Annotated in this window: 17 protein-coding genes; 6 read left to right on the forward strand and 11 right to left on the reverse strand. The window is 72.4% G+C overall.

The window, feature by feature from the left end; genetic code table 11:
- Positions 1–26: 26 nt before the first annotated feature.
- Positions 27–1,619, reverse strand: coding sequence for a peptidoglycan-binding domain-containing protein (locus tag ACYVKF_RS01185; protein ID WP_460964267.1), 1,593 nt, complete (start codon positions 1,617–1,619; stop codon positions 27–29).
- A 431-nt stretch (positions 1,620–2,050) separates the two neighbouring features.
- On the opposite strand from ACYVKF_RS01185, the gene ACYVKF_RS01190 reads away from it, so the two are divergent.
- Entirely contained in the window at positions 2,051–2,863 is an 813-nt protein-coding gene (locus ACYVKF_RS01190; RefSeq protein ID WP_056916846.1) for a CoA transferase subunit A, read from the forward strand.
- 1 nt (position 2,864) lies between these two features.
- Positions 2,865–3,503, forward strand: a complete 639-nt coding sequence (locus ACYVKF_RS01195) for a CoA transferase subunit B (RefSeq protein WP_056918705.1) — start codon at positions 2,865–2,867, stop codon at positions 3,501–3,503.
- A 110-nt stretch (positions 3,504–3,613) separates the two neighbouring features.
- Here the strand turns inward: ACYVKF_RS01195 and ACYVKF_RS01200 are convergent, their stop codons facing one another.
- The gene (locus tag ACYVKF_RS01200) at positions 3,614–5,998 is read right to left on the reverse strand and encodes a SpoIID/LytB domain-containing protein (protein ID WP_460964270.1); all 2,385 of its coding nucleotides are present in this window, start codon (positions 5,996–5,998) and stop codon (positions 3,614–3,616) included.
- A gap of 224 nt (positions 5,999–6,222) precedes the next feature.
- Here ACYVKF_RS01200 and ACYVKF_RS01205 point away from each other — a divergent pair, with 224 nt between their 5' ends.
- Both ACYVKF_RS01205 and ACYVKF_RS01210 read left to right on the forward strand, forming a co-directional pair.
- Complete coding sequence (locus ACYVKF_RS01205) at positions 6,223–6,891, forward strand: glycosyltransferase family 2 protein (RefSeq protein ID WP_056916843.1); 669 nt, start codon at positions 6,223–6,225, stop codon at positions 6,889–6,891.
- Positions 6,888–7,292 (forward strand): DUF2304 domain-containing protein, encoded by a 405-nt coding sequence (locus tag ACYVKF_RS01210; RefSeq protein ID WP_056916842.1) that lies wholly within the window; start codon positions 6,888–6,890, stop codon positions 7,290–7,292. Before ACYVKF_RS01205 ends, ACYVKF_RS01210 begins: the two co-directional genes overlap by 4 nt.
- Before the next feature lie 54 nt (positions 7,293–7,346).
- Here ACYVKF_RS01210 and ACYVKF_RS01215 read toward each other — a convergent pair whose 3' ends face one another.
- From ACYVKF_RS01215 to ACYVKF_RS01240, 6 genes are read right to left on the reverse strand one after another with little or no spacing between them, the layout of a single operon-like run.
- Positions 7,347–7,751 carry an adenylyltransferase/cytidyltransferase family protein gene (locus ACYVKF_RS01215; protein ID WP_056917470.1) on the reverse strand — a complete coding sequence of 135 codons (405 nt, stop codon included), beginning with the start codon at positions 7,749–7,751 and terminating at the stop codon, positions 7,347–7,349.
- Positions 7,752–7,810: 59 nt separating this feature from the next.
- Positions 7,811–8,791, reverse strand: coding sequence for a glycosyltransferase (locus ACYVKF_RS01220; protein ID WP_460964273.1), 981 nt, complete (start codon positions 8,789–8,791; stop codon positions 7,811–7,813).
- A gap of 2 nt (positions 8,792–8,793) precedes the next feature.
- Positions 8,794–9,609: a CDP-alcohol phosphatidyltransferase family protein gene (locus ACYVKF_RS01225; protein ID WP_056918702.1), complete on the reverse strand. Its 816-nt coding sequence runs from the start codon at positions 9,607–9,609 to the stop codon at positions 8,794–8,796.
- Positions 9,606–11,654, reverse strand: a complete 2,049-nt coding sequence (locus tag ACYVKF_RS01230; protein WP_460964276.1) for a DUF5941 domain-containing protein — start codon at positions 11,652–11,654, stop codon at positions 9,606–9,608. The genes ACYVKF_RS01225 and ACYVKF_RS01230 overlap by 4 nt, the downstream gene beginning before the upstream one ends.
- Positions 11,651–12,442, reverse strand: a complete 792-nt coding sequence (locus ACYVKF_RS01235; protein ID WP_460964278.1) for an ABC transporter ATP-binding protein — start codon at positions 12,440–12,442, stop codon at positions 11,651–11,653. Before ACYVKF_RS01235 ends, ACYVKF_RS01230 begins: the two co-directional genes overlap by 4 nt.
- Positions 12,442–13,251 carry an ABC transporter permease gene (locus tag ACYVKF_RS01240; protein WP_056916837.1) on the reverse strand — a complete coding sequence of 270 codons (810 nt, stop codon included), beginning with the start codon at positions 13,249–13,251 and terminating at the stop codon, positions 12,442–12,444. The genes ACYVKF_RS01235 and ACYVKF_RS01240 overlap by 1 nt, the downstream gene beginning before the upstream one ends.
- A gap of 152 nt (positions 13,252–13,403) precedes the next feature.
- Here ACYVKF_RS01240 and ACYVKF_RS01245 point away from each other — a divergent pair, with 152 nt between their 5' ends.
- Both ACYVKF_RS01245 and ACYVKF_RS01250 read left to right on the forward strand, forming a co-directional pair.
- Complete coding sequence (locus ACYVKF_RS01245) at positions 13,404–15,299, forward strand: CDP-glycerol glycerophosphotransferase family protein (RefSeq protein WP_460964281.1); 1,896 nt, start codon at positions 13,404–13,406, stop codon at positions 15,297–15,299.
- Positions 15,296–17,065 carry a CDP-glycerol glycerophosphotransferase family protein gene (locus tag ACYVKF_RS01250; protein WP_460964283.1) on the forward strand — a complete coding sequence of 590 codons (1,770 nt, stop codon included), beginning with the start codon at positions 15,296–15,298 and terminating at the stop codon, positions 17,063–17,065. Before ACYVKF_RS01245 ends, ACYVKF_RS01250 begins: the two co-directional genes overlap by 4 nt.
- Here the strand turns inward: ACYVKF_RS01250 and ACYVKF_RS01255 are convergent.
- Genes ACYVKF_RS01255 through ACYVKF_RS01265 form a run of 3 tightly spaced genes read right to left on the reverse strand, consistent with a single transcriptional unit; the run spans position 17,055 to position 22,022 of the window.
- Entirely contained in the window at positions 17,055–18,956 is a 1,902-nt protein-coding gene (locus ACYVKF_RS01255; RefSeq protein ID WP_460964285.1) for a glycosyltransferase family 2 protein, read from the reverse strand. The two genes, ACYVKF_RS01250 and ACYVKF_RS01255, sit on opposite strands and share 11 nt — an antisense overlap.
- A gap of 32 nt (positions 18,957–18,988) precedes the next feature.
- On the reverse strand, positions 18,989–20,488 hold the full coding sequence (locus ACYVKF_RS01260) for a bifunctional cytidylyltransferase/SDR family oxidoreductase (protein WP_082580881.1): 1,500 nt from the start codon (positions 20,486–20,488) through the stop codon (positions 18,989–18,991).
- 10 nt (positions 20,489–20,498) lie between these two features.
- The gene (locus tag ACYVKF_RS01265) at positions 20,499–22,022 is read right to left on the reverse strand and encodes a hypothetical protein (RefSeq protein ID WP_460964288.1); all 1,524 of its coding nucleotides are present in this window, start codon (positions 22,020–22,022) and stop codon (positions 20,499–20,501) included.
- Positions 22,023–22,268: the final 246 nt, after the last annotated feature.

Here is a 22,268-nt window from a genome sequence, read left to right on the forward strand (position 1 = left end):
GCGCCCCGAGCCCGGAGGTGTCCGGCTCAGCGCTTGCGGAGCTCCGCCTCGACCGCCTTCCACGTCACCGTCGCGACCACGCCGGTGCGCGCGAGCTTGGCGCGCCCCTGCAAGGCCTTGACCGCGGCCTCGGTCTGCGGACCGAAGTCGCCGTCGGCGCCGACGTGCAGCGCCTTCTGCAGCGCGACGACGGCCGCACCCTTCGAGCCCTTCTTCACGACGGTCGAGTAGTAGCCGCGCAACGGGTAGTCGCGCGCCTCCAGCGCCTTCCAGACCTTCGAGTCCGTGACACCGGTGTCACCGAGGTGGTGGGACCTCTGGAACGCCGACACCGCGGAGGCCGTCCGTGCACCGTACGCACCGTCCACGGCCAGGCCGCCGAGCGCGCGCTGGAGGACCTTGACGGCGTCCCCGCGCGAGCCGGTGCGCAGCACCGTCGACATCAGGGCCGTGTATGGCGTGGCGGTGCGCGCCGGTGCCGAGCGCGACGGCGTCGACGTGGTCGCGGTCCCGCCCATGAGCGCCTTCCAGGTGGGCGGTCCGACGACGCCGTTGGCCGTGAGGTTGCGGCGGGTCTGGAACGCCTTGACCGCCGCCTCGGTCTTCGGGCCGAACTGGCCGTCCGCGGTGACGTGGAGGGCCTTCTGGAGCGCCACGACGGCCGGTCCGGTGGCGCCCTTGCTGATCGTCGTGGCGGCGTACTGCGCCAGCGAGTCGGCCGGGGCTGGCTTCGCGGGGGTGGGCTTCGCCGGCGTCGGCGTGCTCGGTGCCGCGCCCCGGGCGGGGACCAGCTTGAGGGCCACCATCTTCGCCCAGGTGGGCGCGTCCATCACCCCGGTGACGGCGACGCCGTGGCTGCCCTGCCAGCTCCGCACCGCCGCCTCGGTCTTCGGGCCGAACTGACCGTCGGGCGTCGCACCGACGACCTTCTGCGCGAGGGCGACGTCGGGTCCGGTCGACCCCTTGGCCAGCACGGGGTACGACGTCGGCGCCGGAGCAGGAGCAGGAGCAGGCGCCGACCCCGGACCGGGGTCGATCGTGGTGATGGCCTTGCCGGTCCACCAGGACGTGTGGCCGTACGCGCCGTCCCACGAGAACGAGAAGTGGATGTGGTCGGTGTGCGGGACGGGCCCGGTGTAGGTCGCCCAGCCGCGGCCGGGGTCGTAGGCGCGCCACATCTTGTGGTTCCAGATGATGTACATGATCCCGAACCGCCGGGCCATGGCACCCGGTCGCCCCTGGGCGTCCGGCGCCGACAGCCACGCGGTCACCGAGTCGGCCACGGCCTTCTCGTTGGGCTTGTTGACGCTGAGCATCCAGTCCCACGCACGTCCCTCGGAGTGCTCCGTCAGGCCGCTGTTGCAGTTGCGGATGATCCCGTACGACGCGCTGCCGAGCCCGTAGTGGCTCGAGAACAGCGTCGCGAACGCCACCACCCCGGGCTTGGCCACCGGGTCGCACAGGCGCTGCGCCTGGTAGGGCGAGGCCAGGTCGAGCGCCGACGGCAACGCCTTGCTCGGCGGCTTGGGCACGCTCGCCGCCTGCGCGTCAGCCATGGCGAGGGGGACGGTGAGGACGGGGATGCTCAGCACACCGAGGGCACGGACAGCACGCGACACGGGACGCTCCAGGGGGGATGGCACCCCGGGTCACGGGGCGCGGACGAGTCGACGGTGCCGGTCCCGGGTCATCACGCCCGGGGCAGGCGAGACATTTGTCCCACCAGTTCACACGCGTCACAACCGCTTCCCCCGAACTACAACCGTGGAGTTCGCGATCCCCTCCCCCGTCCAGCCGATGGCGCCAGGTCCGACATGGCCCGCACGACGTGGCCCGCTCGGCGCGGCCCGCTCGGCGCGGCCCGGTCGGCGCTCGGCTGATCGGTCGCGGCACACGGGGGTGGTCCTCGGGCTCCGCTCTCTCGTCGGGTCCCCAGCGACCCGCTGCCCCGCCCCACACCCCGGGCATGTGCGCGGCATACGCAGGGTGGGCGGAACGGTGGGGAGGGACCACGCATGGGCGGCGGGAGCCGCCGACTAGAGTCGCCGCCATGGACAAAGTCGTCTCCTCCGCAGCCGAGGCCATCGACGGAATCGTCGACGGCTCCTCCCTGTCGGTGGGTGGTTTCGGGCTCTGCGGGGTCCCGAGCGTGCTCATCGACGCGATCCACCACACGGGGGTGAGCGACCTCGAGGCCATCTCCAACAACTGTGGCGTGGACGAGTGGGGGCTCGGGATCCTGCTCAAGGACAAGCGGATCCGCCGCATGGTCTCCTCGTACGTCGGGGAGAACAAGGAGTTCGCCCGCCAGTACCTGAGCGGCGAGCTCGAGGTCGAGCTGACGCCGCAGGGCACGCTCGCCGAGCGGCTGCGCGCCGGCGGCTCCGGCATCCCGGCGTTCTACACCGTGACCGGTGCCGGCACCCAGGTCGCCGAGGGTGGCCTCCCCTGGCTGTATGCCGCGGACGGCACCGTCGCCAAGGCCTCACCTCCCAAGGAGAGCAAGGTCTTCGAGGTCGACGGTGAGGACAAGGAGTTCATCCTCGAGCGGGCGATCGTGGCCGACTTCGGCCTGGTCCGGGCGTGGAAGGGCGACCGCCACGGCAACCTCGTGTTCCGCAAGAGCTCGCGCAACTTCAACCCGCTGGCCGCCATGGCCGGGCGCGTCACCGTCGCCGAGGTCGAGGAGCTGGTCGAGCCCGGCGAGCTCGACCCCGACCAGGTCCACCTGCCCGGCATCTACGTCCACCGCGTGCTGCCGCTGACGGCGGAACAGGCCGCCGAGAAGAGGATCGAGCGCCGGACGACCCGGCCCCGCACCGAGGGCCCGACCGACGGCCACACCGAGAGCCAGGAGGCCTGAGATGGCACTGACCCGTGAGCAGATGGCGGCCCGCGCCGCCCAGGAGCTGTCCGACGGCTCGTACGTCAACCTCGGCATCGGGCTCCCGACGCTGGTCCCCAACTACGTCCCCGACGACGTCGAGATCGTGCTGCAGTCCGAGAACGGCATCCTGGGCGTCGGCGCGTACCCGTTCGAGGGTGAGGAGGACGCCGACCTCATCAACGCCGGCAAGGAGACCGTCACGCTGCGACGCGGCGCCTCGTTCTTCGACTCGGCGACGAGCTTCGGCATGATCCGTGGCGGCAAGGTCGACGCGGCGATCCTCGGCGCGATGCAGGTCTCGGCCAAGGGAGACATCGCCAACTGGATGATCCCCGGCAAGATGGTCAAGGGCATGGGCGGCGCGATGGACCTGGTCCACGGGGCCAAGAAGGTCATCGTCCTGATGGAGCACAACGCCAAGGACGGCTCCTACAAGATCGTCGAGGAGTGCTCCCTGCCCTACACCGGTCGCGGTGTCGTCCAGCGGATCATCACCGACCTGTGCGTCTTCGACGTCACCGCCGACGGCCTGGTTTTGCGCGAGCTCGCCGAGGGCGTGACCGAGGACGAGGTCCGCGAGAAGACCGAGCCGAAGTTCACCACCGACCTCACCTGAGGCCGGCACCGGGCGACCGCGACCTCCCGCGCGCCGAGTTTGAAGCGGCACCGACGTCAGGACGTCGGTGCCGCTTCAAACTCGCGGGGAGAAGGGGTCGGGTCGTCGGGTCAGCTGTTGGCAGCCGTCGTGAGGGTCGCAGCCGAGACCACGGCCGTGCCGCCGACCGCTGTCAGGGTCTCGAGCTGCGAGCTGGTCTGCAGGGTGGCGAGGGCGTCGTCACCGAGGGAGGACCCCGGGGTGAGGGCGATGACCCGCTGCATCGTTCCGGCGACGAGCGAGTCGACGAGCGACTCGTTGCGCCCCGACGTGAGGACGATCTCGGACTGGACCGGCACCCGCGAACGGTAGAAGGACGCGACCGCAGCCGAGACGGCATACCGGTCCGTGCCGCCGAGGCGGGTGACGGTGGTGACGCCGGCACGGCGCAGCTGGTCCTCGACCCCGGTGGCCACCACGGCACTGCCGCCGACGACGCGCGCCGAGGTGGGCTTGAGGGCGGAGAGGGCCGACCACGTGTACGAGCTCAGGCCGCCTGCCGGCGTGAGCAGGATCGGCTCGCGCAGGGCGGAGGCCGGGCCGGAGACGCCGAGCGCGTCCGGCAGTCCCTCGCCACCGGCGACGACGACGGTCGGGGTGGCCCGCCTGGCCTTGATGGCCTTGGCGACGACGGCGGAGGTCTCGAACCGATTCGAGCCACCGAGCCGGGTCACGGTCAGCCCGCGGCTCCTCAGCTGCGCGGCGACCGCATCCGACACCACGCCGGCACCGCCGACGACGTAGGCCGTCTTCACCGCGCTGCCGCGGCGGTTCAGCTCCGCGATCGTCGCGGCGGGGAGCTTGGACTGCTGCGTGAGCAGGAGCGGTCCGCCGACCGTGGCCGCGAGCGGCCCGGAGACCGAGGCGTCGACGAGCAGGCCGTCACCGGCCGCCACGACGACGGCGCCGGCCGACGACGTGGTGCGTGCCGCGACGGCAGCAGCGGAGGCGTAGCGGTCCGCCCCCGAGAGGCGGGTCGTGAGGTGGCGGATCATCGTCGAGTTGACCTGGCCCGAGAACGGGGTGCCGGAGGCCACCACCGAACGCAGCTGGTCACCGGTGACGGTGCGCACGGTGCCGGCCGTCGACGTGGCGGTCGCCGTGTGCACCCCGCCGTTGGCGGTGCGGTCGGACAGGTCGAGGCGCGCGACGTCGGACAGGCCGAACACGCGGGCGAGCGACGGGGCGCTGGCCACCTGGCGCCACGCCCGTGCGGGGTTGCTGTCCTTGAGGCTCCACGGGTCGGACACGCCGCGCAGGTACGGCAGGGGCGTGCCGCCCCAGACGTCCTCGTTGTTCTCGGTGCGACCGCCCGAGGACGAGGAGAAGAACGCCTGGATGATCGTCCCCCTGGAGCGGGCCACGTAGCCGGTCGCAGACGTGCCCGCGGCGCGGACGGCGTTGCGCCAGTTGGCCCAGTACGGCTGGTTGCCGTTGCCGAGCACGGTCGAGTAGCCGGCGTAGACCTGGTCCGCCGTCGTGTCGTAGAGGTGGCAGTCGCAGGATGCGCGCACGGTGCCGCCCAGCGCCTGGTACTTGCTGAGGGCGTAGCCGCGAGCCGCGGCGGCCTGGGCCTTGAGGGCCTCGAGGTTCCACGACCACGGGCTCTCGGCGATGTAGTCGAGGTACTCGTCGTGCAGCCGGACCCGGTTCACGACGTTCCAGCTGCTGGTGCCGTAGGGCTTCATCCGGACGGTGCCGTCGCGGTAGAGCGTGCCGCCGATCTTCATCAGCGTCTTGTCGTTCATGCCGGGGAGGCTGTCCCACCGCAGGATGGCGGTCGTGCCGGCCAGGGAGGACACCCCGGTGCAGGACGAGCAGCTCGCCTTGATGGTGTCGCCGACCCGACTGAACGACACGGCGTCGCCCAGCGCACCGGTGATGGTCCGGGAGTCCCCTGCGACCGTGACGGTGAACGCACCGCCGCCGTTGCCGGCCGCCACGAGCGACGGGACAGCGGTCACGGTGCTCGACCCTGACACCTGGTTGAGGATGTTGACGTCCAGGGTCTGGCTGTCGCTGACGGCGTCGTACGTGGTGCCCGTGTAGTAGTGCTTGAGGATCTGGGGGGCCGTGTAGCCCGCCCTGGCCATCTCGAACGCGCCGTACTGGCTCATGCCGATCCCGTGGCCCCAGCCGGCGCCGCGCAGCACCCACGAGGAGGCGGCCGCTGCGGAGGACCTGGCCGTCGCAGCGCGACGCTCGTCCTGGGCGACGGCGGCCGAGGCCTCGGCACCGGAGACGGTCGGCGCGGACGCGTCGGGCGCGGGTCCGTCGGGGTTCCCGTCGGTCGGGCTCTCCGTGAACGTCGGCCGCGGCTGGTTGGCACCCCACTGCGGGTCCGGGGCGTTCCCCGCGGCAGCGGCGCCCGTGGGCACGGCCAGGCCGAGGGCCACGGCACCGACGGCCGTGGTGGCGAGGAAGCGGACGGCACGCCGTCGCATCGTTCGGAACACGGGAGGTGTCCTCTCACTCTCAGAGTCTGCGAAGGGGGGTGGGCAGCCCGACGAATCGGGCACCAGCCCCCACAGTCACACATCGGTCGCCGTCGTCCCGGTCTGAGGGGAACCACGTGGCCGTTTCGTTACGCACCCCGCAGCGCCGGCCTCCACGGCAATTCTCCTCCCACCCGCCCGCGCCTGACCAGCACCGCCCGGGCGGCCCACTAGGCTGGCCGACGATGAACGACGACGTCTGGCTGGTCATCCCGCTCTACAACGAGGCCCAGGTCATCGGCGACGTGGTGGCCACCGCCAGGGCGGTCTTCCCCCATGTCGTCTGCGTCGACGACGGTTCGTCCGACGCCAGCGCGGCGGTCGCCGAGGCGGCCGGTGCCGTCGTGGTGCGCCACCCCATCAACCTCGGGCAGGGTGCGGCCCTCCAGACCGGCTTCACCTACGCCCTGGGCGACCCCGGTATGCGGTGGGTCGTCACCTTCGACGCCGACGGCCAGCACCAGGTCTCGGACGTCGTGGCCATGCTCGAGAAGGCCCGGGCCGAGTCGCTCGAGGTCGTGTTCGGCTCCCGCTTCCTCGACGACCGCACCCAGGCGTCCGTGCTCAAGAAGATCGTCCTGCGGGCAGCGGTGGGCTACACCAACCTCACCACCAAGACCCGCCTCACCGACGCCCACAACGGCCTCCGGCTCCTGTCCCGGGGCGTGGTCGAGCGGATCGACATCACCCAGAACCGGATGGCGCACGCCTCCGAGCTCGTCGCGCAGATCGGTGACCTGGACGTCCGCTACGGCGAGAGCCCGGTGCACATCCTCTACACCGACTACTCCAAGGCCAAGGGCCAGTCGATCTGGAACGCCGTCAACATCCTCGTGGAGCTGATCCTCCGATGACCAACCTCGTGCTGATCCAGGTCGTGCTGATGGTCGCCGTGCTGGCGTTCGTCGCCCGGCTGTTCCGCAGCAACGGCGCCCGCGCCCAGGCGATCCGCCGGCTCGGCCTCCTGCTCTTCGCCGCGTTCGCCGTCGTGTCGATCCTCATCCCGAACGTCTGGAACCGCATCGCCCACGTCGTCGGCGTCGGCCGTGGCACCGACATGGTGCTCTACGCGCTCGTGGTGGCGTTCCTCAGCTTCACCGTGACGACCTACCTGCGCTTCCGCGACCTCGAGACGCGCTACACGCGACTGGCCCGACGGCTCGCCCTGGACGAGGCGGAGCGCGACTTCCCGCAGGAGCAGGTCCGCACGACCGGCGCGCCGGACTCCCCGACCGACGGGGCCCCCACGGCCTGACTCGCGGCGCCACCCACGGTCCCAGCGGCGGACCGCGTCAGGACCGCCGCCGTCTCAGGGCGCGATCTTGGCGATGTGCTCGATGAGCCCGGTCGTCGACACCGACGGCGTGCGGGGCAGGTAGACGACCTCGCACACGTCGCTGACCCAGTCGAACTTGCCGGCCCAGTCGTCGCCCATGACCAGCACCGACGCCCCGTGCTCGAGGATGTAGTCGCGCTTCTTCTCCAGCGACTCCTCGACGAACACCTCGTCGACCACCTTCAGGCTGCTGATGATCTCGACCCGCTCGTCCTGGTCGAACACCGGGTTGCGGCCCTTCTTGGCCATGTTGAGCGCGTCCGCCGACACCCCGACGACGAGCCGGTCACCGAACTCGGCCGCCCGCTTGAGGACGCGGATGTGCCCGACGTGCAGCACGTCGAAGGTGCCGAACGTGATGACGGTGCGGTTGCTCAACAAAAGCTCCTCGTATGGCGTCGCGGCGTGGCCGTCGTGGTGGTGGCGCTGCGCCGAGGCTACCGTCCGGCCACGGCGGCGGCGGCATCGTGGGCGGCGTCCAGCATGGTGGTCGTGGACAGGCCCTCCCCCGTGCTGGCCCGTCCCCCCTCGACCAGGGACCGCGCGAGCGAGGCCGCGTCCAGGGGGGAGAGCTCGACCCCGAGGGGGCGTGGGCAGATGTCGCTGGCGACCACGCGGGCACCGGCCGCGAGCGCCTCCCGGACGATCACCGAGTCGCCGTCCCAGGCGGTGGGGCGCAGGAAGACGCCGCTGGAGGCCAGCACGTGCGCCACCTCGGGTGCCGGGGCGTCGAAGGTGAGCGTGACCCACGGCTCCTGTGCGACCAGCTGACGCAGCTCGGCCAGCCGGTCGCCGTCGTGGCCGTAGGCGAGCACGCGGAGGGTGGCATCGGGCCAGGAGCCCGAGCGCACCCGGCGGACCGCCTCGACGGCGAGGTCGGCGTGGTAGTGCTCGAGCCCGGCGTTCGTGGCGACCACGACGGCGTGTGGGTCACGCGCGGGCGCGACGGCTGGGACAGCGTGAGGAGAGGGGACGTAGGGCGTGACCACGCGGACCCGCCCGCGGAGCCCGGCGGGCAGGACCTCGCGGATCTCGTCGTTGACGGCCCAGATCTGGTCGTAGGCGTGCAGGGCGACGCGCAGCACCGCAGCGCCTGCCGGTCCGAGCCTGCGCACCTGGCCCAGGGTGGAGCCGGAGTGCAGGACGAGGACGGTCGTACCCGGTAGCACCGCGAACACCGGCGCGAGGACCATGGCCCGCCACAGCCGGGTGATGTGGAACAGGTGGAGGGACCGGCGGGCCCAGACCGATGGCAGCGCTCGCAGCGCGCGGCGGGGCGAGCCGGTGTCGACGTAGCGGACGACGGACCCCTCGGAGCGCAGCGTCGCCGTGAGCTGCCGGTGGCTGGCGTGCACGCCACCGACCTCACCGTGCTCCTGGGCCCACTGCAGCACCCGCACCGGTCCGCGGGTCGTCACGGTCAGTCCAGCCTCGAGCTCGTGAGGACCCCGAGCAGGTGGCCACCCGCGGTCACCAGGGCCAGCGGCACCATGACGACGACGAGCACCTGGGTGCCGAGGAGGTCGCCGTGGGCGATGTCGACGACCCCGGCGACCAGCGCGAGGAGCGAGGCCTCGACGGCGACGAAGGCCCGGAAGATCGGCAGGTAGCCCATCGCCCTGCGGACGGCGGCGAGGCCGGACACCTTGGACCGCGTGGTGGCCGCGACGTCCTCCAGCATGGGGCGACCGGTCTTGGCGCGCGCCACGTGCACGAGGTCGGTGAAGGCCTTGTTGACCAGCACGACGACCGACACGAGGAGCCCGAGGACGGTCCATCCGCCGACGTCGAGCGGGTGGGCGAGCGACCAACCGTCGGCGCGCAGGCCGAGGAAGGCCGGGATCGCGGCCTCCGTCAGGTAGTGGCCGATCCGGTCGAGGTAGATCCCGGCCGGCGAGAACCGCTGGCGCCACCGGGCCACCTCGCCGTCGCTGCAGTCGAGCAGAATCTGCAGCTGCATCGCCACGACGCACACCAGCGGGCCGACGACTCCCGGCAGCGGCAGGGCAAGGGCCCCGAGCACGCCCACGGCGATCATCAGCCAGGTGACGCCGTTCGGGGAGATCCGGGTCGGCAGCAGCACCCGGGTCGCGTAGATGGACAGGTGCCGGATGTACAGGGCCCCGGCCCAGTGCTCGGCGTTGTAGCGGGCGATGTGCTCCGGGGGCTGCGCCACGGCCTTGAGCTGGGTGATCGTGGGCCGGTCGTCGGAGGGGTCGTGGGCGAGCTGGCTCATGCCGGCGATCCTGTTCGCAGGGGGTCGGGCTGGGCGGCGATCCACCGACGCCAGCCGAGGAAGGACTCGGTGAGGTAGACGACGGCGAGCGCGACCGCCGACACCCACAGGAGGGGGACGACCGCCCCGGGGGCGAGCAGGGCCACGAGGAGCAGGACGACGAGACGTCCGTCGGTGCCCAGGCCTGCCACCGCCACCCACGAGGCGGGTGGTGTGCCGGTGTCGCGGAGCCGGTAGACGACGTCGTAGCGGTGGTAGGCGATGGCGGCGACATACGCGAACGCGGCGGCCGACCAGGAGTCGAGGGTGTGGTGGACGAGGACGCCGACGGTGAGGGCCTCCGCCACCCACAGGGCGGCCGGGGCCTGCCAGGCGAGGCGGTGGTGCACCGGCGGCTGCCAGGCCGCGGCGACAGCCACGAACCCGACCACGGCGACGACGAGCCCGACACCTACGTGCCCCGACCAGACGACCCACGGCACGGCGACGACGAGCACGGCCGCCCCCAGCAGGCCGACGAGGAACGGGGCCCGCAGTGCGCGCGAGACGGCCACCGCCAGCGGTCCGAGGTCCAGCTGCTCGTCGAGGTCACCGCGTCCGGTCGCCTGCTCCACGGAGGCCCAGGTCCGGTCGCGGCCCGCGAGGACCGCGGCCACCCGACCGCCCTGGGTCCACGCCACGGCCACCGCGACGGCGACGGTCAGGACCCACAGGACGAGCATCGGCCGGTGCGTCAGCAGGGTCAGGGAGATCAGGAGGTAGCGCTCCGCGATGGGCATGTGGACCACCTTCTTGGTCCAGTGCACCACCTGCGTCCGGGTGCTCGGGGGTGGCGCGAACGTCGTGCGCGCCCCCTGCGGACCGAGGTCGCGGGGCACGTCGACCGGCAGCAGGTCGGGCCGGCTGCGTCGCGAACCCCTCAGCCGGTGCTCGTACGCGTAGTCCTCGAGGTGGCGCAGCGTCACCACGGCCATCGCCGCGAGCGCCACAGGCCAGCCGTCCGAGCCCTGGCGGACCGCGACCGCTGCGACGGCGGCCAGGACGGCGTACTCCTTGACGCGGTCGCCGACTGCGTCGAGGAAGGCACCGAGCGGGCTGAACCGCCGGGTGAAGCGCGCGATCTCGCCGTCCACGCAGTCGACGACGAGCGCCACGAGGAGCAGCACCGCGGCGACGACCCAGGCCCACCAGGCTCCGGTCGCCACGAGCAGCGCGGCGACCAGGCCGAAGGCGAGCGAGACGACCGTGACGACGTTCGGGGTCCACCCGTGGGCCAGGCCCACCCCGGTGAGCCGCCTCGAGAGGGGGCGCACGGCATACGTGGAGAAGAAGCCGTCACCACCGCGGGAGGCGCCGCGGAGGCGTTGCCGCCACGGCTCCCCCGCCGCCCCGACGGCGCGCACCCCCGGGCGCGACCAGTCGAACGGCCCGAGCGGGCCGGCCTGCACGGTGAGCCCGCCCCGGACGAGGACGAGGGTGGCGACGGCCACCGCGTCGGACCCCCACCCGTCGGCCGATGACGCTGCGGCGCGAAGGAGCCGAGCGGCTTCGGCACGGTCGGGGCCGCTGACCCGCAGGACACCGGGGAGCGCCCGGTTGGGCGCGGTCACCTCGTGCGCCGACGTGCCCACGGACTCGACCAGCTTCCCGTCGTGCCCGACACGGGCCGGGGTCGCGAGGTCCGCACCCTCCGCGAGCGCGTACGGGTCGGCCACGAGGGCGGCGGTGCGGACCCCGGGGCCGTCGAGCAGGTCGAGGAGGGCCACCGGGGAGATGCCGAGGTCGTGGGCCGCGACGACAGCCGGTGCGTCACCGGTGCGGGCGAGCGCGTCGGCCAGACCGCCGAGCTGGGCCGACAAGGGGCCGCCGAGGACCACCGGGGGGCTCGAGATGCCGAGCAGGGCGAGGGTCTGCGTGATGGCCGACCCACCGTCGCCGCCGAGGACGACGACGTCGGCGCCGGCGCTCAGGCCGTGGACCGCCCGGGCCGTCGCGTTGCCGACGGTGGGCTCGGCGGGCTGAACGCGCTCGGTGCCGGAGGTCACGCCCCGGCGTCCAGGTCGTGGTTGTAGCGGTCGAGGACGTCCTCCATGGGACCGTCCATCGCCAGCTGACCGCGCTTGAGGTAGATCCCGCGGGTGGAGAACCGGCGCAGGTCGCGCTCGGAGTGCGACACGAGGAACAGCGTCTTGCCGTCACCCAGCAGGGACTCCATCCGCTGGTAGCACTTCTCGCGGAACGCCCGGTCGCCGACGGCCAGCACCTCGTCCACGAGGATGATCGGCTCGTCGAGCGTGGTGACCACCGCGAACCCGAGCCGGACCTTCATGCCCGAGGAGAAGTGGCGGTAGGGGGTGTCGAGGCCGGCGCGCACCTCGGGACCGGCGAAGTCGACGATGTCGTCGAAGCGCTCCTCGATCTCGGCCTTGCCCAGCCCGTGCAGACCCGCCGTGAGGTGGATGTTGTCGCGGGCCGACAGCTCGCCGAGGAAGCCACCGGTCAGCTCGATGAGCGGCGCGACCCCGCCACGCACCTCCACCGAGCCCTCGTCGGGCAGCAGCACGCCGGCGATCATCTTCAACAGCGTGCTCTTGCCACCGCCGTTGCCGCCGACGAGACCGACGGCGTCACCGGCGTGGATGTCGAAGCTGATGTTCCGCAGCGCCCAGAAGGTCTGCTTCGTGGCGCCGCTGCGACCGTGGAAGAGCATCTCGCGCAGCTGCATGCGCCGACGCCGGGAGCGGTAGAACTCGATCCCGAGGTCGCGCACGGAGATGACGGGCTCGGAGCCGGCGGACCCGGAGCTGAGGGGCTGGGCTTCGTGGGCAGCCATCAGATCTCCTTCAGCACGGCGCGCTCGAGGCGCGAGAAGACGGCGAACCCCGCGACCAGCAGGGCGAACGACACCACGACCGACGTCCCGATCGCCCCCCAGAGGATGGGGAACCTGTCGTGCCGGAACAGCCCGGCCCGCATGATCTCGAGGATCCCGGCGAGGGGGTTGAGCCAGGTGACCTTGTCGTAGGGCGCGGGCACGAGGTGTCCGGCGTAGACCACCGGGGTGGCGTAGAACATCACCCGGGTGGCGATGCGCACGACCCGCTGGGTGTCGGTCACCAGGGCGGTCACCGGCGCGAGGATCAGGCCGATGCCGGTCAGGGCGACGGCCTGCAGGACGATCGCGAGCGGGAACAGCAGCACCCACCAGTTGACGTGCAGCTGGCCCTTGACGAGGTAGACGATGCTGAAGAACACCAGGACCGGCAGCGACAGCAGGTACTCGATCCCCTTGGACAGCACCACCCGCAGCACCCACATCTCGCGCGGGAGGTTGGTGGAGCGCACGAGCTTGGACTCCTGGATCAGCGCGCGCGACGTGTCGGTCAGGCAGCCCGAGAACCACTGCCAGGACAGCAGGCCGATGACGAGGAACATGAAGTACGGCTCGTGCCCGAGGTTGTTGCGCTTGAGGATGAAGACGAAGACGACGAAGTAGACCGACGACATCAGGAGCGGGTCGAGGATCGTCCAGAGGTACCCGAGGACGCTGCGGGAGTAGCGGACCCGCAGGTCGCGGATCACGAGCGTCCACAGCACGCTGCGCCGGGCCAGGATCGCCTGGGTTCGCGTGATCAGCTTCATGGGTCCTTGCCTGTCGTGGGGTGCCTGCCCGCCTCGCCTGCCGGTGGGCATCATCTCGCGTCGGCCCGACGACCGAGGGTACGCCACCCCGGTATCCTCGGCGCAGCCCGGTGGAGAGCCGGGCCGACCCCCGCGACCGACGAACGGACACCATGACTCGACTGGCATCGGCCCTGCGCAGGAGCGAGGTCCTGGTCAGCCTCCTGTGGGTGCTCAGCTCGGCGGTGATGCTGCTGGCGGCGCTGGCCGAGCAGGGTTGGCTCCTGGGGGCGGCCCTGGTCGTCAACTACGTCACGGACGCCTCGTTCTACCGGGTCGACCCGCGGGCCGTCATCTGGTTCAACGAGCGCGAGATGGCCCCGCCGCACCGGCACCTCTTCCGCGAGGCCGTCGCCTTCCTGGGCTGGGCCCTGATCACCCACCCCTCCCCGCTCGCGGTGACCGCGGCGCTCACCGCGGTGGTCGTCGTCCACGCCGGCCACGCGGCATACCGGGTGGTGGGGGCGCGCAACCGGCGTATGCGGCGCGGCCGGGTCTGGTGGCGCGGCCTGGACGTCGACGGGGCCGACAGCGGCCCGCAGATCCTGCCCACCACGCTCCCTCGCCTCTGGACCGTCTCGGGTGCGCGGTTCGCCCTCCACGTCGACGTGCCGCTCGTCGTCGGGCTGTGGCTGTCGTGGACCCTCGACGCGACGTGGCCGGTGTGGGTGGCCCTGCTCCTCGTCGTGGCCGGCGCAGTGTTCGTCATCCAGCGCGGGCTCGCCCGGCGTCGCCTGGTCGGCCGGCTGGCCACCCCCGCCCACGAGAAGGCCAGGGTCCTCGCAGCCCTGCAGGAGCTCGCCCCCGAGGTCGTCGTGTACTTCAGCGGCGGCCCCGACACCACCTACCAGCTCAACGTCTGGCTCGAGACGATCGACCGCATCGAGCAGCCCACGGTGATCTTCATCCGCGAGAGCCGCCACCTCGAGGACCTGCTGCCCACGAACACCCCGGTGCTGGTGCTGCCCCGCGCGCAGGACATCGAGGCCTTCCAGCTGCCGTCGATGCGGGTGGCGCTCTACCCGACGACGGTCATCAAGAACAACCACATGATCCGGCTGCGCGGCCTGCGCCACGTCTTCATCAACCACGGTGACGGCGACAAGTCGGTGACCTACAGCCCGCTGCACCGGGTGTTCGACGAGATCTGGGTGGCCGGCGAGGCCGCCCGCGACCGCTACCTGCAGCGCGGCGAGGGCGTGCGGCCCGACCAGCTCGTCACCGTCGGCCGCCCGCAGCTCGCGCACATCGAGGCCGTCCCCGACGGCGCGCAGCAGGCCTCTCCCCTGACGGTGCTCTACGCCCCGACCTGGGAGGGAAACTTCGAAGGGGTCAACTACTCCTCGGTGGCGCCCATGGGCGAGCGGATCGTCGACGCGCTGCTCGCGTCCGACCGCGACATCCGCGTGCTGTTCAAGGCGCACCCCGCCACCGGCACCCGGCTGGAGAAGGCCGCCACCGCGCGGGCCGCGATCGAGCGCCGCCTGTCCTCCGGCCCCCACCAGGTCGTCGGCACCGAACCGGACGCGCTCTACCGTGCGTTCAACGAGGCCGACGTCCTCGTCGCCGACATCTCCAGCGTGGTCGCCGACTTCCTCGCCTCCCGCAAGCCCTACCTCGTGACCAACCCCGAGGACGTCCCGCTGGCCCGGTTCCACGCGGAGTTCCCCAGCACCGCCGGGGGCGGGGTCATCGGTCGAGACGTCTCCGGCCTCCTCGCGGCGATCGAGGACGCCGCCGGACCCGACACCCTGCGACCCCGCCGGCTCGAGCTCGCGACGTACTTCCTCGGCGAACCCGTCGCCGACCCCATCGCCCGGTTCACCGACGAGGTCACCCGGGCCATCGGCCGCAGCGACCGGGCCCTCGACCGGGCGGTCGAGGCGGCCCAGGTCCAGGCGATCGAGGCCGAGGCCGTGGAGTCCCAGGCCGTGGAGTCCCAGGCCGTGGAGACCGAGGCCGTGGAGACCGAGGCCGTTCGGACCCAGGCCGTCCAGGAGGACGCGTGAAGACCTACCTGCCCGTCATCGGGGTGCTCGGTGCCGGGTTCGCCCTGCTCGCCGCCGCCCTGCCCCTCGCCGGTTCCCACCCGCTGCTCGCGGCGGTGGTGTTCGTCCTCGGCACGCTCGTCGGTCTCCTCGGCGAGGCCGTGGTGCGCCAGCGAGCGGCCGTCGCCCGCGCGCTCGAGGGTTTCGGGGCCGGCCTGACCGTCCGGACCGGACTGCGCGGCCTGCTGCTGGGGGGCCTGGCCGTCGCGGCGTTCGGTGACGACCACGGCACCGTGGTCCTCGTCGCCGTCACCCTCGCCCTGGTGTGGCTCTCGCGCCTGGCCCTGCAGGTCCTGGTCACCGACGCGGTGGCCCACCGGCTCTCGCCGGTCTCGTGGCGCAACCTCGAGGTCCCCGGTGTGGTCCGCAACCCTCCCCTGGCACCTGCGCTCCTGGGCGAGGGACAGCGGTGGATCTCGGCGGCCACCCTCGCCATGGTCGTGGGCGTGGTGGTCCCCCTCGCGGACGGGCCCCGCGCCGCCATCGCGATCGCCTCGGCGGTCGCAGGAGTGGTGTGCGTGCTGTTCGTCGTGCTGGCCCTGGTCGACGCCCTGCGGGCGCGGAACGACACCCCCCACGAGAAGACGGTCGACCTGCTCGCCGACGCCCTGCGCGACCTCTCCCCCGAGGCGCTCTTCTACTACAGCCGGCCCGAGGCCATCGGCTACATCGCCAACGTGTGGATGCCGACCCTGGAGCTGGTCGACCGCAGGGTCGTCGTGCTGGTGCGTGAGCCGTGGAACGAGCCCCTGGTGTCCACCGACACCCTGCCGGTCGTCATGGTGAGCCGACCCGGCGACATCGAGCGGGTCGTGCCGCCCTCGGTCCGCATCGCGCTCTACCCGTCCAACGTCGCGACGAACAACCACCTCCTGCGCCTGCCCGGCATCGTCGACGTGTTCGTCGGGCACGGTGACAGCGACAAGGGCGGCAGCGCCACGGTCCTCACCCGCATCTTCGACGAGGCGTGGGTCAGCGGCCCCGCCGCTCGCGACCGCTACCGCATCGCCGACGTCGGCGTCCGCGACGAGCAGGTGCGCGAGATCGGCCGACCCCAGCTGGCCGAGATCCACCGGGTCGCCGCCCCGCTCGCCGAGGACCACCACGGCGACGACGGGCAGGGCGAGTGGGACTACACCGTCCTCTACGCCCCCACCCGTGAGGGCTTCTTCGCCGAGTGGGAGTACTCCTCCATCCTCAGCCAGGGGCGGGTCCTGCTCGAGACGCTGCTGGCCATGCCGGGCGTCAGGGTGCTGTTCAAGCCGCACCCCGGCACCGGGACCGACGACCCGGCGTTCGGGGACGAGGTGGACTCGCTCAAGGACCTCGTCGCCGCGGCCGGCCATCCGCACGAGGTCGTCACCGGTTCCGAGGGTCTGTACAGCGCCTTCAACCGCGCCGACCTGCTCGTGAGCGACATCTCCAGCGTCATCACGGACTTCCTGGCCTCCGGCAAGCCGTATGTCGTCACGCACTTCGGGACCACCAGCGCCGAACAGTTCCGCCTCGAGTTCCCTTCGGCCGCAGGCGCGTACGTGCTCATGGGTGACGGCAGCGACATCGCCGGGTTCGTGCAGGACGCCCGCGAGTCGGACTCGCTGAGCGAGGAGCGGACCCGCACGCGGGCCTACCTGCTCGGCGACCAGTCGGAGGACCCGGTCGCCCGGTTCGACCGCGCCTTCGACGAGGCCGTCAGCACGTGGGGGCGCCCCGTCGTCAGCCCTTGAGGGAACGGCGCACCCGCGCGGCGAGACCGGTCAGCCGCTCCGTCGTGGTCTGCCCGGCCGTGGCCCGACGGGACGAGACGCCGAAGGGTGACACGACGACGACCTCGAGCAGCCGCACGGCCCCCCAGGGCCCGGGTGCCGACAGCGTCAGCTCGTAGGTGCCGGGACGCAACGACTCGCCCTCGGGGGCGGAGGCCACCCAGGTCTGGCCACCGGTCACCACCGGCCACGACGTGCGGTGGCCGTCCGCCCGGCGCAGGCCCAGCGTGCCCTTGCCACCGTCCTGCGCGAGGTGCACGTTCGGCGCCAGCTCCACCCGCGTCCGCGATGCGGAGCGCACCGAGGTGCGCGCGATGAGGACACGGGCGCGGTCCTTGGGGATGTCCACGTTGAGGCTGAGGTTGCCGTGCGGGTCGGTGTCGAACCGCTCGACGAGGCGTCCGCCCGGCTCCGCGAAGAGGTCGGGGACGACGATGCCGTCGCGCCGGTCGGCGCCCAGTCGCTGCTGGCGGGCCCAGCCGAAGACACCGAGCCGCAGGTAGAAGTCCTGCTTGCCCTCGCGCAGCGCCCGGCCAGCGGCTGCCCTGGCCGGGTCGACGGTCGCGGTGCCCCGCCAGACCACCTCCTGCCCGGCGCCGGACTGCTCGAGCGTCACCTCGAGCGGCTGCGGCAGGTACCACTCGTCGCGCAGCTCCCGGTGGCGCAGCACGACGTCGCCGTAGGCCGCGTCGAGCTGGTCGTCGACGCGCCGCTCGTCGTCGGTGCACGCGGTGCCGACGACGGCGCGGGGCAGGAACAGCCGGCCGTCACGGGCCTCGAGCACCAGCGGCTTGCCACGGTGGGTCAGCCGCACCTCGACGTCGAGCTCGAAGGACGAGCCGGCCCAACGCATCCCGGTGAGGACCGCAGCGGCCTTGACCGCGTTGTACTCGCGGGCCAGGTCCATGATCTGCTCGCGGTCACCGGCGCGGACGATGCCGGCCCGCACCCGCATGGCCGCACCCATACCGGCGTCGACGGAGGCGGGGAACCGCTCCTCGAGGAGCGCGCGGACCTCGCGCAGCAGGGCGTCGAAGTACTCCTCCGGGTGCTTGAGCACCTTGCCCCCGCCGAGGCGCCCGAGCAGCTCGACCCGCAGGAAGCGGCGGTAGAAGTGGTCGCGCTCCTCGCCCGGCTGGGTGTGCGCGTCGACGACGTCGAGCACCTCGCGGAGGTTGCCGTAGTAGACGGCCGGGTCGAACCGCTTGGACCCGGCGTTGCCCCCGTCGGGGCGGCGCAGGTAGCGGTAGCAGACGTAGTCGCCGACGATCGTCGCGGCGGAGGCGGCGAAGTAGGCCTTCGCCATGTAGAGCTGGTCCTCGAGGCGGCGCGGCCCCTCCGGGTAGCGGATCCCCTTCTCCCGCAGGAAGTCCGCGCGGAACATCTTGTGCGGTGTGAGGCTCTCCATGAGCGGGGCGTCGAAGACGGTGCACGACGGCCGGTGGGTGCGGTAGACCTCGTGGTTGACGCCGCGGAAGTCGCTGATGACCTTGCCGAGGACCACGTCGGCACCGTTGGCAGCGGCCAGGGTGTGCATCCGCTCGAGCGCCTCGGGCTCCATCGTGTCGTCCTGGTCGACGAACATGACGTAGTCGCCCTTGGCCTGGTCGGCCCCGGTGTTGCGGGGCTTGCCCGGCCAGCCGGAGTTGGGGATCGGGATGACGGTGACCTGCGGGTGCTGGGCCGCCACGGCCTGGAGCTTGGCGAGCGAGTCGTCGGTCGACCCGTCGTCGACGAAGATCAGCTCGAGGTCCTCGGCCGCCATGGTCTGGCCCAGGAGGGACTCGATGCAGGGGTCGATGTACGGGCCCGGGTTGTAGACCGGGACCACGACGCTCACCTTGACGGACACCGTGTACTCCTCTCGCTCCGACGCGTCGCCGGCTACTGGCCCGGCGCGGAACCGCTGGCGGCGGCCTCCGCGTCCTCGGGCATCTCGTCGTGCGGTTCGGTCTGGTGCATGTCGTCGGCCAGCGCGGCCGTGAGCTCGTGCGAGGTGAACGGGTCGGCGCGCCGGATGTCGATGACGTGACCGGTCAGCTCGGACACCAGCACCCGCAGGGCGGCCCGGGCGACGGTCTCGGACTCGAGCAGGCTGTCAGCCGGTTCCTGGCCGAATGCCTTGGTGCGCATGGGGGTTCCGGTGCGCTCGGGGTTGACGCAGTTGACGCGCACCCCGGAGACGGCCCACTCGTCGGACAGCGCCTGCGTGAGGTTGACCGTGGCGGCCTTGGCCGAGGAGTAGAGGCTGTAGCCCGAACGGCCACGGGTGTACGAGCTCGACGTGAACAGCAGCAGGGCTCCACCGGACTCGCGCAGGTAGGGGTAGAACTCCTGGGCGATGAGGATCGGCGCGATGTAGTTGACCTCGGTCGCCGCGTAGATGGTCTCCTCGGTCGTCTCCTCGAGCGTCCCGCGGGGCAGCACCCCGGCGGTGTTGACGACGAAGTCGACGCGGCCGGTCTCCGCGAGCACCTGCTGGCGCGCGGCGACGATGTCGGCGCGGCGTTCGACGTGGGTGCGGGTGCCGGACCGGCTGAACGCGCGCACGGTGGCACCGAACCGCTCCGCGAGCGAGACGATGTCGGCGCCGATGCCGTAGCTGCCGCCGAAGACCACGACGGTCTTGCCGCGCAGCACCTCGCCGAACTCGTCGTCGGTGTGGTCCTGCGGGAGGTCGTGGCTGGTGAGCTGGAAGAGCTTGTCGGCGAGGTAGACGTCGATGGGCTCGGTGACCTTCATGTTGCGCTCGTCGCCCGCGACGACCGCGATCGGCACGTCGGGCAGGTAGCGCAGGACGACGGTGCAGTCGTCGGTGGCGGTGAAGTTCGGGTCCTGGGACGCGAGCTCGTACGCGCGCGAGATGACCGACTTGCGGAAGCCCTGGGGCGTCTGGCCACGGCGCAGCTCGGACCGCTTGAGGACGTCGCTGATCTCGCTCTGGTCGGTGACCGAGATGATCGTGTCGGCGGACGGGATCGCGGTGTCGACGGCCTCGTACGTCTCGAGCGCGGCCACGCAGTCGCGGACGATGCGCTGGCTGAGCAGCGGTCGCACGGCGTCGTGGAACAGGACGTTGCACTCCTCGGCGCCGAGCGCCTGCAGCGCGCGACCGGTGGTGCCGTTGCGGGTGTCGGCGCCCTCGAGGATCTGGGTGACCTTGGTGTAGTCGCCGTTGGCGACGATGGCGCGCACCGGGTCGAGGTACCCGGGGGTCATCATGACGATGATCTCGTCCACGAGCGGGCTGCTGTTGAGCACCTCGATCGTGTGCTCGATGATCGGCCGTCCGGCGATCTTGATGAGCTGCTTGGGGATGCTGAGTCCCACCCGGCTCCCGACTCCACCGGCAAGGACCACGGCAACCGTGCGCAACGCTGTCACGCGCCAGACCCTACCGGCTGTGGCGCGAGCGGCTGTCAGCCCCGCGCGGTGCGTCGAGCAGCGAGAGGACCGCCCGGGCGAACGCCTGGTCCCCCTCGGCCCCGACGTAGTGGCGGCGCACCGCCACCCGCTCCTCGCGCAGCGGGTCGTCGCCGAGCATGCGGGCCAGCACCGCCGGCAGCTCCGCCAGGTCCGGTGCGACGAGGTATGCCGCCCGCGCGACCGGGTTGCGCGTGGCGAAGTCCGGCTCACCGTCGGTGACCAGCGCCAGGGGCTTGCCCGAGGCCAGGAACTCGGTCACGACGCTGGACAGGTCGCCCACCATCGCGACCACGCGGTTGGCGCTGGCCGCGAACGGCTCGTCCACGCCGTACACGTGGGCACGTCCCGTGGCCCGGGCGTCCGCAGCGAGCAGCTCCTCCACCGCGGCGACGTGGCCGCGTTCGGTGGCGCGGGTGCGCGAGAACGGGTGCGGGCGGAACACGACGGGACCCGGCAGCTCGAGCAGGGCGCGCACGACCTGCACCCCGTGGCCCAGCGAGGAGTAGGACGAGTCGTCGTTGTAGCCCTGCCACGTGGGCGCGTAGAGCACGGCACCGGCGGGGCGACCGTCCGAGGAGCCCGCGACGGTGTCGACGGGCTCCACCGCGGCCGACTGCGGGTTGCCGACGACGACGAACTTGTCGGCGGGCACCTGCACTCCGTGCCGCGCGTACCGTTCGACCGCGGCCTGCCCCGCGACGAAGACGAGGTCGTACATGGCGTGCGCGGGGTGGTGCGAGAGCGCCTTGTCCGACTCGCCGTGGCCGAGGTAGACGTGGGTCAGCTGCCGGTAGGTCACGAAGTCGGCGTTGGCCGCGACGCTGTTGACGTAGAACGCCGCGCGCAGGCTCGGGACGACCACCCGGTCGAGGTCTCGCCACGTGGGGCACGCGACCACCGGAGCCGTCGTCACCTCCGCGAGCGGTGCGAGGGCCGCCGGGTCGCGCGTCACCACGAGGAACGGTCGGCCGAGCGCCTCGAGGTGGGGCAGCCACATCTGCAGCTGGTAGGCGCCACCACGGCGGGCGGTGTAGAGGACGAACTCCGGCGCCACCTGTGCCACCGCGCGACCGAGGGCGGCTGCGGCGGCCGCCCGCGCGGCATACGCGCGCAGCGCCTGGGCCGTGGCGAGCAGGAGGGGCACCCCCTGGACGACGGCGGCCACGCCGAAGACCCACGGCGTCAGCGCCCCGGCCGCCGCGACGAGGACGAGCAGGAGGGCGACGAGGGCCGCCGGGACGACGAACCGCGCCACGGCGACGGTGGGCGGCGTCCAGCCGGGGAGCTGGACGGCGGCGGGGACGGGGAGCAGCCGGCGCAGGACCGGCTCGACGGCGGTGGCCACCAGCAGCACGCCGGCCACCAGCCAGACGAGGGCGTCGTCGGGGCGCTGCGCGACCCAGGCCGCGGTGAGGGCCGTGAGAGCCAGCAGCCGGGGCACGGTGAGCCACCCCGGGGTGGCCGGGCCGTCGGCGGCGGACTGGCGCAGCACCGCACGGAGGGTGTCGGACCACGACCTCACAGCGGGCACCGCCGGCACGGCAGGCCTCGCGCGGTGGTGGGCATGCGGTCCTCTTCGGTGCGGCGGCAGGGCCCGCGCAGCATATCGCCAGCGACCCGGCCGGCCCCGGATCCCGCGGCGCCGGGGTCGGGTGCCCGGCACTGCGTCGCGCCGCTCGTATGCTGTCGCCCATGACCCCAGCGACGCGTCGGCCCGTCCCCGGTGCCGTACCGGGGC

It is taken from the genome of Pedococcus soli (assembly GCF_054782575.1).